Below are 12934 nucleotides of genomic sequence, written 5' to 3' on the forward strand. Positions count from 1 at the left end.
GACCGGATCAAGGCCCTATAGCTTTATTTGTGCTCGCTAGCCGCTCGCCGCTGGGGTTCGGTGATGGCAGGCACCGTCTTCAGTGCGGAGGCGGGGATGTCGATCTCCGAGACGTAGCGGTCACCCCGATACCAAGTGACGCCTGCATACAGCACGCTGCCTTTGCCATCCAGAAGACGCCGCGACATCTTGGCGACGGGTGAGGCGAACGGGATCTTCAGCATGTCGCACAGAGGAAAATCCGCCGGCATCACGGTCATGCGTTGTCGCACACGTTTGCTGCGCGAGCCCAGTTCATCGAGCACCGCGGCGAGAAGTTTTTTCTTCCTGGCGGTGTCCTTGGGCAAGGCGTCGAAGACCCGGGCCAACACATAGATCTCCGCGTAGCAGAACGGCTCGCCGGAATAGGTGTGCAGCTTGCGGACACAGACGTATTCGCCGTCCGAGTGGTCGCCCGGTCCGAGCAGTTCCTGCGGCACCCCGGTGCGGCGCCGGACTTCGAGTACCTCAAAGGCGAGCGCCGCAGGTGCGGCGAACGGATCGTTGATCGCCAGTTCGATGTCGCCCGTGGTGGCGGGCAGGGCAGCCACGTGGGTGCCGACACCCCGCTGGCTACGAATCAACCCTTCTTTGGAAAGCAGCTCATACGCCTGCCGGACGCTGACGACGGCCACGCCGAGGTCAGCCGCGAGCTGCGTGATCGGCGGCAGCAGCATGCCGAGCGGATATTCGCCCTTTGCGATCCGATACCTCAGCAACGAAGCCAGCCGCTGATATTGCGCAACGCCCCGTTCAGCCGACAGCTCCGCCCGCTCAATCCCCGTAGTTCGTTCGTCCGTCATTCCAGTTGCCTGATACTCAGAACGTTGGAGTATGCACCAGAAGAACGGGCGGCCTCTTGGCTGGCAGGCGTCTACCGTCGGCCGGCTGGGCGTCGAGATGTGGCGCGGTGGCACCCGGTGCCGAGCGTTTCACATCTAGCGGTTAAGCGATTGCACGCCGACTGCTATATCGGCCGCGGTTGCCGCGAGGATCTCCCGGTACGCCTTCACGACGCCCTCCACCTGCCCGGGCGCGGGTACCACTGCTTCGGTGCGGCCGCTCAGGACCTTGCCGTCCGGCAGCCGCCGCACGGTCCAGGCGATAGTCGCCGCTGCCCGCTTGCCCACATCGGCGTCGAGGGCTACCACATCGGTCGTCACGCGGAATGCCGGCTGCGTCGCCGACAGGCCGCGCTGGTAGACATCCACCGCATCGAGGCTCGCCTGCAGTTGCTGCGACAGCGCATCGCGCAGTTCGTTGGGGAATGGTGAGGTCCAGCGCGAGGTGTCGGACAGCTTGAGGCCACCGCTGTTGCCGTCACGCACCACCAGCTGAATGCGGTTCAGGCGCTCGGGCACGCGCACCGGCGTGACTTCAATCCATAACGGGTCGCCGCTACGGCTGGCTCGCGCGGTCACCGCCGGCGCGGCGTCGGAGCGACTGGCCGCCAGCGTGTAGTAGCGCGCCTCGGGCGACGCGCAGCCGTTCATCAGGCTCGTGGCGGCGGCCAGCGCAACAAGCATCGTCAGACGTTTCATCATTTCTCTTCCCTCTTGCCTTGCAGGAGCGCTTCGGGATGCCGCTCGAGATAATCGGTGAGCATGCGCAGCGAGACGGCTGTTTGCGTGAGTTCCTGCATCATCCGGCGCGTATCCTGTTGCAGCGAGGCGTCGGGCGCCAGCGCGCCATTGGCGGTGGCGAGCGTGCGGCGCATATCCTGCAGCGCGGCGACCACCTGTGGCGCCACCTCGCCATTGACCTGTGCCACGAGCTTGTCCGCCTTGACGAGCATCTTGTTCATCGACACCATCGCCGTGCGCGCGTCCTGCCCGATCTGGTCGAACGGCACCTTGCCGATCTTGGTGACGATGTCGCCAAGCTTGGCCTGCAGCTCGTCGAAGGTGCCCGGTGTGGTGGGAAGCTCAGGCACCGACGCGTTCAGGTCCAGATCAACCGGCGCGGACACTTTCGGAAAGAAATCGAGTGCCACATACATCTGGCCGGTGAGCAGGTTGCCGGTGCGCAACTGCGCACGCATGCCGCGCTGTACCAAGCTATGCACGATAGCGCGCTTGCGCGTGTCGTCAGCCACGTCGTTCTCGCGCAGACCCATGCGAGACGGATAGAGCTCCACCACCACGGGCATGCGGAAGGCCTTCTTGTCACGCTGGTACTCGATACCGATCGAGCGCACCTGCCCGACGGTCACGCCGCGGAAATCGACCGGCGCACCGGGCGACAGCCCGCGCACCGACTGATCGAAGTTCAGCACTGCCAGCGCGGGGGCGAGCTCGTCCGGTTCCTTCATGGCTTCGGACTGGTCCGCTGCCAGCAGGTACTCGGAGTTCTCGGCGGCCGCGGCATGCGCGGTCGAGTGCTCCGGGGCCTGGAAGGCTACACCGCCAAGCATCACGCTGGCCAGCGATTGCGTGGACAACTTCAGCCCGTTCGCGTCCAGCTTGAGGTCGACACCGCTGGCGTGCCAGAAGCGCGTATCGGCGGAAACGAGCTTGTCATAGGGCTTGTCGACGAAGACCCGCAGCGTGATGTCGCGGCCGTTCGGTTCGAGCTGGTACGCCACCACATGGCCGACCCGCACGCGACGATAGTAGACCGGTGAGCCGATGTCGAGCGAGCCCAGGTCCTGCGCACGCAGCACGAACTGCCTGCCGGAGGCGTCGGTGGTGATGACCGGCGGATTCTCGAGCCCGGTGAAGCTGTGCGTGGTCTCGCCCGACTTGCCGGCATCCACGCCGATATATGCGCCCGATAGCAGTGTTTCCAGTCCCGACACGCCACTGATGGCAAAGCGGGGCCGTACCACCCAGAACCGTGTGTCGGCCACGGCGAAGTTCTTGGCGTCCTTGGTCAGCGCAATCGTCGCGATCACATGCGAACGGTCCGCTGCCAGCCGTGTCGTCTTGACCAGTCCGATATCGACATCCTTGTAGCGCACGGCGGTCTTGCCTGGCGTCAGGCCTTCGGCAGTGCGGAAGGTGACGGTGATCTCGGGCCCGCGCGACGCAAGCGTGCTGACCAGCAGCGAGAGCCCGACCACCGCGGCAACGATCGGGATGACCCAGACGAGGGAGGGTAGCCAGCGCGCGCGGCGCTTGCGTCCTGGCTGCGGTATGTCGTTGGGAGGAGGATGGTTAACGTGTTCGGGCATTATCGGCGTGCTGAAATTCGATGGGGGATGGCGACGTCCCGAGCGCATCCCACAGCAGACGGGGATCAAAGCTCAGTGACGCGAGCATGGTCAGTACGACAACCGAGGCAAAGGCCAGGGCTCCGGCACCGGGCGTAATCGTGGCCAGCGCCCCTGCACGCACCAGCGATGCCAGCAGTGCCACCACGAAGATATCGAGCATGGACCACCGGCCGATGACTTCGACCAGGGTGTACAGCCGGGTCTGCTCGCGGATGCGCCAGGTCGATCCGCGGCGCACCGATAGCAGCAGCAAGGTCAGGATCATCATCTTCAGCAATGGGACGACGATGCTGGCGATCAGCACCACGATTGCCAGCATGAATGAGCCGGACAACCACAGATAGATCACGCCGGACATGATGGTGTCGCGCTGCGTGCCGAAGATTGACTGCGTCACCATGATCGGCAGCAGATTGGCCGGGATATACAGCAGGTAGGCGGCCAGCAGGAAGGCCCAGGCGCGCGCCAGGCTGGCCGGCTTGCGATGATGCAGTACGGTGCCGCAGCGCGGACACGGTTCGGCGTCGAGCGTCATCGGACTGAGCCGGTCGCAGGTGTGGCACGACAGCAGTCCGCGCGAGGTCGCGGTGGGGTGGGGCGAGTGAAGCGCGGTCATGACGCGGCATCCCGCGAGCGGGCCGGTACGTCATCTGCATCGTGCGCATCGAGGTGGTGCCAGAGTTCACGCGGGTCGAACGACAGGATGACGGCCAGTACGACCACCAGGGCAGCGAACGACCAGAGCGCGACGCCAGGCAGAACCTGCGCTATGGTCGACAGCTTCACCACCGTAACCAGCACGCCGATCATGAACACTTCGATCATGCCCCACGGCCGCGTGCGGCAAATGCCGCGCAAGATGCGCTCGAACCCGGGTGGCGTGCGCCGCTGCGCCATCGGCACGAGCAGGTAGCACATCATCAGCAACTCGGCCAGCGGAAACAGGATGGTCGTGGCGAACACGAGCATCGCCACCGGCGCCATGTCGTCCGCGTAGAGTGCCTGTACCGCGCTCCATAGCGTGGTCTCCATGCGCGAACCCTTGAGGTCCATGGCGACAATGGGGTACGCGTTGGAAATCAGAAGCAGGATCAAGGCAGTCACCACGAGCGGCAGCAAGCGGCGATAGGCTCGCGAACTGTCGCGATAGAGCGCACCGCCGCAGCGCAGGCACGTGGCACGTTCGTCGTGCTTCAGCGCCGCGCGCGTATGGAGCGCGTCGCAATGCTCGCACGCCGACAGCCTGCGCGGATCCAGCATGGCAACCCGCGGCGAGGCGTGGTTCTGATGCACAGGTGTCCTGGGGAAAATGATCGGCCTCGTTGCGTGAGGCAAGCAGCGCGTGCGCGCACCGGAATCTTTCATGAGTTCCGTATTCTTCCACATAATGACTTACGTGTCATCATGACATTGTGTATGTTATAAGAAGAGCACGGGCGCCGCTGCCGCCAGCATGGCGTACCCCATGTTGGCGGCGTAGAAGCGGCGTATTGATATAATCGCCTCGTCACTTAAGGTCCTCTAACTGAAGATGCCTGCCGCTCCTGATCCCAAAGACCATCGCCCTCGCGTTGCCGCAGAACGGCGTGCACGGATGCGCCAGCGCCTCATTGAAAGCGCGATGATTGTTTTTGCGCAAAGGGGTGTCGGAGCCAGCGTGATCCCGGAAGTCATCGCATCAGCTGGCGTCTCGCAAGGTTCCTTCTACAACTACTTCCGTACTAACGAGGATCTGCTGGCGGCTGTCGGCGACGCGCTCAGTCACGACATGGTGCAAATGATCGAGAGCGTGGTTGGCGAAATCGAAGACCCGGCGCTGCGTGTTGCAACGGGTATGCGCTTATACCTGCACCTTGCGCGCTCCTATCCTGTCGTGGCGCAATTTCTTTCCGGTACGGGCCTGCTTCTGGTCGGCGGCAAGGGTGCTGCCGTCTACGAATACCTGCCCTCGGATATCAAGGAAGGCCTGAAGACGGGCACGTTTGACGAGGCTTCGGCCGACGTGGCATTGGACATGGTGGCCGGCGCCGGGCTGATCGCCGTTCACCGCATGGCCAAGGGAAGAACCGCCAGGGATTATCCCGAACGGATTGTGCGGGCGGTGTTGCGGTCGCTGGGCGTGCCTGCAGCGAGTGCGGTACGGTTGACCTCCGCGCCTTTGCCAAAGCTGGCGGCTCCGCCGGAGTCATTGCTCGAAAAGGCCCAGGAGAAGCTCGCCGCCAAGGCCGAGCCCTCCAACTAGCAGCTAGCGCTACGCTACATCGCTGATCGTTCCCGCGAGCAAGCTATCGAACAGCGCTTCGCTCGCCTGCAGGGGCGACCTGGATATCGCATCGGCCGCTGATTCCTCCACGCCCAGGGCGCGCAATGCCACCGCAGCGGCGAGCTCCGAAAAGTCTTCGCGGCATTCGGTGTCAAGCATGCTCTGCATTGCGCTCATTGCGGCTCCGGCAACGATATTGAAGCCCAGGGCGATCGGCATGCGCTTGAAGCGATTGCGACGAACGCCTTCCTCTATGTCCCTGCGCACAAACTCCAGCATATTCGGCGCGTGGTAGCCCGCCCATCCGAGCCGGCCAAGGATGCCAGCCACAGCGGGCTGGTGTACCGTCAGGATCGACGCCAGCCGTATTCCCCTGGCGATGTGCTCGGCCGGGTCGTCATGGTCGCGCACAATGGGGTCGGCCGCCCGCACCCACTGTTCAGCCATCTTCCCCACAAGCTCCCGCACGATCGCGTCAGACGACGGAAAGTACTTGTAGAACGTTCCGCGTGAAACCCGTGCTGCTGAAATGATGTCGTCGATGGACGGCGTCGAGGCGCTGTTCTCCAGCATCAGGCGCATCGCACTGTTCAGCAACAGCGAGCGCATACGCTGCCGCCGCGTTGCCGCAACGCGCTGACGGTGGTCGCCAGTCTTCCACGGTCCTGTTTCAGCTGCGAATCGCGTCTGCATCGGGGTCATTGATCTGTTCTCTCCTCATGGTTAATGCGTCGACAACGCCGCGCGCAGGTCTTCCTGCGTCTTCGGCCTATGCCCGTCGCATCACCTTGCGTATGCCGTTGTCGTTGCGCACCACAGTCTTCGGGCGCGCGCGCGTTCTTCGTCTCATGCGGTCCGGGACCGCAAAGTCGACCCGTCCTCACACAATAAAATAAATTGTACGTCATCATGACAACTAAGTCAGTATGACGTAGACTTCGAGTCCTCAGGAAGGGCGAAAAGCCCGAACAGGCTTGCCGTCAATGACGCCAGCACGAGTCCGGCCGGACCGGCTCGGTGATGTGGATCGCTGATGACTCGCAGGCGAGCGACGGACCTTAGTGGAGCGCAGAAATTGAACAGGAACCTTCGAGCGGCAGCTCTTACCATCATCGCGGCACATCTGGCCGCGTGTACCCCGGGCCCGGAACCCGAACGCAAGGACGTGAGGCCGGTGCGGACCGTGGTCGCCGGACGCACCGCCGGGTCGGTCGGTGCGACCTATTCAGGCGAGATTCGTGCGCGTTACGAAAGTCAGCTGGGATTCCGCACTGCCGGCAAGATCGTCGCGCGCATGGTGGAAGTCGGCAGCCATGTCAAGCGCGGCCAGCCGTTGTTCCAGCTCGACACCACGCAGGAAACGTTGCAGGTAGCCGCAGCGGGTGCGGAGGCTGATGCGGCAAGAGGCCGGGTAGCCCAGGCGCGGGTGGACGTCAAGCGTACCGAGCAACTGCTCGCCCAGAACTTTGCCTCGCAAGCCGAGCTGGACCAGCAGCGGCTGGCGCTTAACCAGGCGGAAGCACAACTGCGTTCGGCACAGGCGCGCCAGCAGCTGAATGCCAACATGCGCGGATTCACCACGCTCATAGCCGACCGCGATGGCGTGGTCAGCGCAATCAACGCGGAAGCTGGCCAGGTGGTTTCAGCCGGGCAGACGGTCGCCACCGTCGCGGCAGACGGCGAACGCGAGGTCTCGATCAGCATTCCGGAGTCGCGCGTCGACGAACTGCGCAAGGCGCCGACACTGACGATTACGGTGTGGGCGCAGCCGGACAAGTCCTGGACAGGCAAGCTCCGCGAACTCGCGCCGGACGCGGACGGCGTCACCCGGACGTACTCGGCACGCATTTCCATTCAGGAGGCGGATCCGGAGTTGCGGTTAGGCATGACAGCGTCGGTGATCGCACCCGACGTGGACGGCAGCGGCGTAGTCCGCGTGCCGCTGACCGCCATCGTCGATCATGAACGTGGCCGCCAGGTATGGGTGGTCGACCCGAAGACGTCGCGGGTGATCGCGCGTGAAGTCAAGCTGGGCGCAGCGCAGAACGAGAGCGTGATCGTGGTTGAGGGACTGGCGGGCGGAGAGACCGTGGTCAGTGCCGGCGTGCACATGCTGCAGGCTGGCCAGCAGGTGAAGGTGGCCGAGGCGGTAACTGTCGCCAAGGCAGGAGGTGCGAAGTGAAAGGTATCAACCTGTCCGAATGGGCACTAAAGCACCAGCAGATGGTCGCGTTCCTGCTGTTGCTGTTGTCAGTGGCCGGCGCGCTGGCATACCGCAGCCTGGGCCAGAAGGAAGACCCCGAGTTCACGATCAAGACCATGGTTGTGCAGGCGTACTGGCCGGGAAGCTCCGCGCAACAGATGGCCGACCAGGTCACCGACAAGATCGAGCGCAAGCTGCAAGAGGTTGCGGAGATCGACTATACGTCCACCTATGTGAAACCGGGCGAAACGCAGGTCAAGGTCAACCTGCGCGAGGATGTACCGCCGGGCGCCGTGCCGGATGTGTGGTACCAGGTCCGCAAGAAGATGGGCGACATCCGGCATAGCTTGCCACAGGGCACGCAGGGCCCGTTCTTCAATGACGAGTTCGGAGACACGTTCGGTAACCTCTATGCCATCACGGGCGATGGCTTCGACTATGACGACCTGAGACGGATTGCGGACGCCGCGCGTAATGAGTTCCTTCGTATCGGCGATGTCAACAAGGTCGACCTGGTAGGCAAGCAGGAACAGAAAATCTATGTCGAAGTCTCCACCGCCAAGCTCGCCTCGCTGGGGATCGACCCGGCACTGATCGCGTCGACCCTCGCACAAACCAATGCCGTGACATCGGGCGGGACGGTGCAGACCAGCGCGGAACAAGTACGGTTGGCTGTCAGTGGCGAGTTTGACTCGGTCGAAAAAATTCGCGCCATCGGCATCCGTGCCGGCCAGCGTACCTTCCGTCTTGGCGATATCGCCGACGTCCGCCGCGGCTTTGTGGAGCCCGCCACCTCGAGGATGCGCTTCAACGGCAATGAGGCGATCGGACTGGCGGTGAGCATGCGCAAGGGCGGCGACGTGATTCGGCTTGGCGAAAAGCTGGATGAAACGATCCAGCGCATCGAGTCCAATTTGCCGGTGGGCGTGCAGATCCACGCGGTCAGCGACCAGCCGCGTATCGTCGAGCATTCCGTATTCGAGTTCAAGAAGAGTCTGGCCGAGGCCGTGATTATTGTGCTCGTCGTCAGCTTCCTGTCGCTGGGCTTGCGCACCGGGCTGGTCGTCGCGCTCAGCATCCCGCTCGTGCTGGCCATGACCTTCCTGGCGATGTACGTGATGGGCATCGAGTTGCAACGCATCTCGCTGGGCGCGCTGATCATTGCGCTCGGACTGTTGGTGGACGACGCCATCATTGCCGTCGAAATGATGGCGCTGAAACTCGAGCAGGGCTGGGACAAGTTCCGCGCCGCCACATACGCCTACACCGCCACGGCTTTCCCGATGCTCACTGGGACGCTGATTACTGCTGCCGGCTTTCTCCCGGTCGGCTTTGCGAAGTCGGGCACGGGCGAATATGTGTACTCCCTGTTCCAGGTGGTGGGCATTTCGCTGGTGCTGTCATGGATCGTGGCCGTCCTCTTTACGCCTTACATCGGCTTCAAGCTCCTGAAGGAGCATGCGCACGCCTCGCATGACGAGGACGCGGTCTACCAGCGCGGCTTCTATGTCAAGTTCCGCCGCTTCATCGACTTCTGCCTGAAGCAGCGCGTGTGGGTGCTCGGCATCACGCTCGCTGCGTTCATCGGCTCGCTGCTGCTGTTCAAGGCAATACCCCAGCAATTCTTTCCGGCGTCCGACCGGCCCGAACTCATTGTTGACCTGTGGATGCCGAAAGCTTCGACGTTCGAGGCGAGTCAACGCGAGGTCCGGAAGCTGGAAGGCCTGCTCAAGGGCGATCCGGACATTGCGGCGGTGACCAGCTTTGTTGGCAACGGTGCGCCGCGATTCTACCTGCCCCTCGACGTGCAGACGCCCAATCTGAATCTGGGCGAGATGCTGGTGATGACGAAGGGCGGCGAGGCACGGGAGCGGGTGAAAGAGAAGCTCGAGAAGCTGTTCGACGAGAGATTCCCGAATGTGCGGGGCCGCGTCAATCGACTGGAAAACGGTCCGCCCGTCGGTTACCCGGTGCAGTTCCGCGTGTTCGGGCAGGACAACGCCAAAGTTCGCGCAATCGGGCAGAAACTGGCGGCAATCATGCGCGAAGAGCCGCACGTGCGCGAAGTCAACCAGGACTGGGGCGAACGCGTCAAGCGCTTGCAGGTTGACGTCGACCAGGACAAGGCGCGTGCACTGGGAGTCAGCTCAGGCCAGATCAAGGAGGCACTTGAGGCTTCGCTGTCGGGCACGCCAATCACCCAGTACCGCGAGGAAGACCAGGGTATCGACGTGGTCTCGCGCCTCGTCGCGGCGGAGCGCACGGACCTGAACAACCTGAAGGACGCAAAGATCTATGTGCGCGACGGCAAGTTCGTGCCGGTCTCGCAGGTGGCCCGACTCACGCTTGACAGCGAGGACAGCGAGCTGTGGCGGCGCAACCGCGTGCCAACGTTGACGGTTCGCGCCGATATTGCCGGGGCGCAGGCACCGGACGTCACGCGTGCACTGCAGCCGAAGCTCGATGCACTGGAAAAAGAGCTTCCGCTCGGCTATGGCATCGAGATCGGTGGCGCTTACGAATCAAGTGCGAAGGCTCAGGCTTCCGTGTTCGCGGTGATGCCTGTGACCATCATCGCGGTGCTCCTGCTGCTGATGATTCAACTGCAGGATATGAGAAAGATGGCGATGGTCCTGCTGACAGCGCCACTCGGGCTGATCGGTGTCAGCATCATCATGGCCGCGTTCCGGATTCCATTTGGTTTTGTCGCCATGCTGGGCGTGATCGCCCTCGCCGGAATGATCATCCGCAACTCAGTGATCCTGGTCGTGCAGATCGATCAGGACGTGGCCGCGGGTGTCCCGTTGTGGACGGCAATCGTCGAAGCCGCGGTGCGACGGCTGCGTCCGATCGTGCTGACTGCCATGGCGGCGATCCTGGCGATGGTGCCGCTTACCCATTCCGTGTTCTGGGGTCCCATGGCGTGGGCAATCATGGGAGGGCTCGCCGTTGCTACGGTGCTGACCCTCGTCTTCCTTCCCGCCCTGTATGCGACCTGGTACCGGGCCAAGCGTCCTGCGACCGTCTGATCGCAAATGTGACATTGAGAGTAATTCCGATGAAAAGATTGAGTATGGCGCTGCGGGCCGGGCAGGTGGCTTTGGGCTGCGTGCTGTTCATGAACGCCGGAGAGTCGGGCGCTATCGATCTCGTGGGGGCCTATCAGCAGGCATTGGCGCATGATCCGACGAGCCTCGCTGCAAATGATGCGCTCACGGCAGGGCGGGAGAAGGCAGTGCAGGGCGACGCCTTGCTGCGTCCCCGCGTAAACCTCCAGGCGACACTGGACCGGATCAACAATCGCTCGTCCGGCAACCCGCCGGCCGAGGTCGCGCCGTTGGTATCCAGCGATAGCTCGGGAACTGCACGGCAGGCCGGCGTGGTTCTGGTTCAGCCGCTGTATGACAGGACCGCGGTAGCCACGAGGAAGCAGTTCCGCGAGCAATCAAACCTGGCGCAGACGCAGTTCGACCAGTCTCGCCAGGATCTGGCCTTGCGGGTGGCGGAGGCATACTTCGGCGTGGTGTTGGGCGAGGAAACACTCCGTGTGGTGCAGGCCGAGAAAGCGGCGTTGCGGCAGCAACGCGACCGCGCGAAGGCGCGCTTCGACATCGGCCAGGGCAAGATCACCGATCTTCATGAAGCCCAGGCGCGCCTGGATGGGGTGGAGAGCCGCGAAGTCACGGCGCAGTCTGCGCTGGAGCAACGACGCACGCGATTCCAGGAAACCGTCGGCATGCCACCCGATCAGCTCAGCGGGCTGGCACCTGGCTTCGCGCCGCGGCCGCCGGAACCGGACAATCTCACGGCGTGGCAGGCAAAGGGTGAAGAACAGAGCTACCTCGTCAAGACCAGGCAGTCGGAGCGCGACATTGCCGGCGCGGAGATCGACAAGTACCGCGTCAGCAGCCGCCCGACCGTCGCGCTGGTGGCGCGTTATGGCGCACAAGGGCAGACCGGCAACCTGGCTCCCTGGATTGCAGCCAGCAACACCCGAAGCGCGACGATCGGCTTGCAGCTCAACATTCCGCTGTACGCGGGCGGCGGACTGGATTCGCGCGAGCGGGAATCCGTTGCGAGGAAGAGCCAGGCGGAGCAGGAGGTTGCCGCCGCCCGGCGCGACGTACGCCTGAAGGTGCAGGACGGATTCCTCTCGGTAAAAACGGGCGTGTCCCGCGTCGCCGCACTCGAGCAGTCGTTGACTTCCGCGCGTAGCGCGCTCGCGGCGACGACGCTTGGCCGGGACGTCGGCACCCGTACGCAACCCGACGTGCTGGACGCGCAACAGCGCGTGTTCGCCGCTGAGCTTGACGTGGTCCAGGCACGCCTGGACTACCTGCTTGGCCGTCTGCGCCTTGCCGCCGCGGCGGGCGAACTGAGCGAGGAAACCTTGCGCTCGCTGAATGCCTGGCTCGCAGCCTGATCGCGAAACACTATGCTCGGATATCTGCAGCACTATTGGAGCGGCAGCTTTCTTGCCGCCAACGCCTTCATCGGGCTGAACATTGTGGGCGCGCTGCTGCTCGGCATGCTGGTTGGCTACGAGCGCTCATACAACGGCCGCGCCGCCGGCATGCGCACTTATGGCCTCGTCTGCATGGCGTCGACGGCATTGACTGTGTTCGTCGGCTACCCGGCGCTGTGGTACGGCGGTGTTTCAGCGCACGCCCAGGCAGACCCGACCCATATCGTCCAGGGAGTCGTCACCGGCAGCGGCTTCCTTTGCGCGGGGGTCATCATGAAGGACGGCATGAGCATCCGCGGCCTCACGACCGCGGCATCGATCTGGGCTGCCTCGGCCATAGGCGTGTTGCTGGGCGTTGGTTTTTATGCCGCCGGGTTGCTGCTCGCCGTGCTCTGCGTGGCCTCGATGTCCCTGTTGCACCGGCTGGAGGCGAGGCTTCCGCGCCGCATGACGCTTGATCTGTCGCTGACTTTCCAGCCCGGAGAAGTGCCTGACTTCGATCTGCTGATCGACAGGGCAAAGTCCCGCGGCTACCGCGTGCTGCACGACAGCCTGACCATCACGTTTGCCGACAATCAGGCCCTGTGGCGAGTCAGCCTGGTCGCGCCGGAAAAGTCGCGCGCGCTATCGCCGGCAGCACTGGCGGCCGAAAGCGCTGCAACTCAGGGTGTTTCCCGGTTCAGCATCGTACCGGTGCGCAGTTGAGCCGGGTAGCGGAGCCTGATTTGCACTGGATGCTCTAGGGCGTGC

General features: G+C 63.7%; 11 protein-coding genes. 5 read left to right on the plus strand and 6 right to left on the minus strand.

Features of this window, described 5'->3' with window-relative positions; translation table 11 throughout:
- Positions 1-23: 23 nt before the first annotated feature.
- The 5 genes from AC07UK_RS09555 to AC07UK_RS09575 form a co-directional block, all read right to left on the minus strand.
- The gene (locus tag AC07UK_RS09555; protein ID WP_494687764.1) at positions 24-842 is read right to left on the minus strand and encodes a GntR family transcriptional regulator; all 819 of its coding nucleotides are present in this window, start codon (positions 840-842) and stop codon (positions 24-26) included.
- Positions 843-977: 135 nt separating this feature from the next.
- A complete protein-coding gene (locus tag AC07UK_RS09560; protein ID WP_494687765.1) occupies positions 978-1583 on the minus strand; it encodes a PqiC family protein in 606 nt (201 codons plus the stop codon).
- A complete protein-coding gene (locus tag AC07UK_RS09565; RefSeq protein WP_494687766.1) occupies positions 1580-3211 on the minus strand; it encodes a PqiB family protein in 1632 nt (543 codons plus the stop codon). Before AC07UK_RS09565 ends, AC07UK_RS09560 begins: the two co-directional genes overlap by 4 nt.
- Entirely contained in the window at positions 3195-3869 is a 675-nt protein-coding gene (locus AC07UK_RS09570; RefSeq protein WP_436224620.1) for a paraquat-inducible protein A, read from the minus strand. The genes AC07UK_RS09565 and AC07UK_RS09570 overlap by 17 nt, the downstream gene beginning before the upstream one ends.
- Positions 3866-4513 carry a paraquat-inducible protein A gene (locus AC07UK_RS09575; protein WP_494687767.1) on the minus strand — a complete coding sequence of 216 codons (648 nt, stop codon included), beginning with the start codon at positions 4511-4513 and terminating at the stop codon, positions 3866-3868. The genes AC07UK_RS09570 and AC07UK_RS09575 overlap by 4 nt, the downstream gene beginning before the upstream one ends.
- A 334-nt stretch (positions 4514-4847) precedes the next feature.
- Between AC07UK_RS09575 and AC07UK_RS09580 the strand changes: the two genes are divergently transcribed.
- Positions 4848-5495 (plus strand): TetR/AcrR family transcriptional regulator, encoded by a 648-nt coding sequence (locus tag AC07UK_RS09580; RefSeq protein WP_436224621.1) that lies wholly within the window; start codon positions 4848-4850, stop codon positions 5493-5495.
- Between the two features lie 9 nt (positions 5496-5504).
- On the opposite strand, the gene AC07UK_RS09585 is transcribed toward AC07UK_RS09580, so the two are convergent.
- On the minus strand, positions 5505-6218 hold the full coding sequence (locus AC07UK_RS09585) for a TetR/AcrR family transcriptional regulator (protein WP_436224622.1): 714 nt from the start codon (positions 6216-6218) through the stop codon (positions 5505-5507).
- 373 nt (positions 6219-6591) lie between these two features.
- On the opposite strand from AC07UK_RS09585, the gene AC07UK_RS09590 reads away from it, so the two are divergent.
- Genes AC07UK_RS09590 through AC07UK_RS09605 form a run of 4 tightly spaced genes read left to right on the plus strand, consistent with a single transcriptional unit; the run spans position 6592 to position 12889 of the window.
- On the plus strand, positions 6592-7698 hold the full coding sequence (locus AC07UK_RS09590; protein ID WP_494687768.1) for an efflux RND transporter periplasmic adaptor subunit: 1107 nt from the start codon (positions 6592-6594) through the stop codon (positions 7696-7698).
- On the plus strand, positions 7695-10748 hold the full coding sequence (locus AC07UK_RS09595) for an efflux RND transporter permease subunit (protein ID WP_494687769.1): 3054 nt from the start codon (positions 7695-7697) through the stop codon (positions 10746-10748). Before AC07UK_RS09590 ends, AC07UK_RS09595 begins: the two co-directional genes overlap by 4 nt.
- A 29-nt stretch (positions 10749-10777) precedes the next feature.
- Positions 10778-12142, plus strand: a complete 1365-nt coding sequence (locus AC07UK_RS09600) for a TolC family outer membrane protein (RefSeq protein WP_494687770.1) — start codon at positions 10778-10780, stop codon at positions 12140-12142.
- A gap of 12 nt (positions 12143-12154) precedes the next feature.
- Positions 12155-12889, plus strand: coding sequence for an MgtC/SapB family protein (locus tag AC07UK_RS09605; RefSeq protein WP_494687771.1), 735 nt, complete (start codon positions 12155-12157; stop codon positions 12887-12889).
- Positions 12890-12934: the final 45 nt, after the last annotated feature.

It is taken from the genome of Cupriavidus sp. GW821-FHT07C08 (assembly GCF_059419025.1).

Excerpts from the sequence above, each read along its gene's own strand:
- AC07UK_RS09555 (WP_494687764.1), bottom strand. The coding sequence starts at position 842 with ATGACGGACGAACGAACTACGGGGATTGAGCGGGCGGAGCTGTCGGCT.
- AC07UK_RS09560 (WP_494687765.1), bottom strand. The coding sequence starts at position 1,583 with ATGATGAAACGTCTGACGATGCTTGTTGCGCTGGCCGCCGCCACGAGC.
- AC07UK_RS09565 (WP_494687766.1), bottom strand. The coding sequence starts at position 3,211 with ATGCCCGAACACGTTAACCATCCTCCTCCCAACGACATACCGCAGCCA.
- AC07UK_RS09570 (WP_436224620.1), bottom strand. The coding sequence starts at position 3,869 with ATGACCGCGCTTCACTCGCCCCACCCCACCGCGACCTCGCGCGGACTG.
- AC07UK_RS09575 (WP_494687767.1), bottom strand. The coding sequence starts at position 4,513 with ATGCTGGATCCGCGCAGGCTGTCGGCGTGCGAGCATTGCGACGCGCTC.
- AC07UK_RS09580 (WP_436224621.1), top strand. The coding sequence starts at position 4,848 with ATGCGCCAGCGCCTCATTGAAAGCGCGATGATTGTTTTTGCGCAAAGG.
- AC07UK_RS09585 (WP_436224622.1), bottom strand. The coding sequence starts at position 6,218 with ATGACCCCGATGCAGACGCGATTCGCAGCTGAAACAGGACCGTGGAAG.
- AC07UK_RS09600 (WP_494687770.1), top strand. The coding sequence starts at position 10,778 with ATGAAAAGATTGAGTATGGCGCTGCGGGCCGGGCAGGTGGCTTTGGGC.
- AC07UK_RS09605 (WP_494687771.1), top strand. The coding sequence starts at position 12,155 with ATGCTCGGATATCTGCAGCACTATTGGAGCGGCAGCTTTCTTGCCGCC.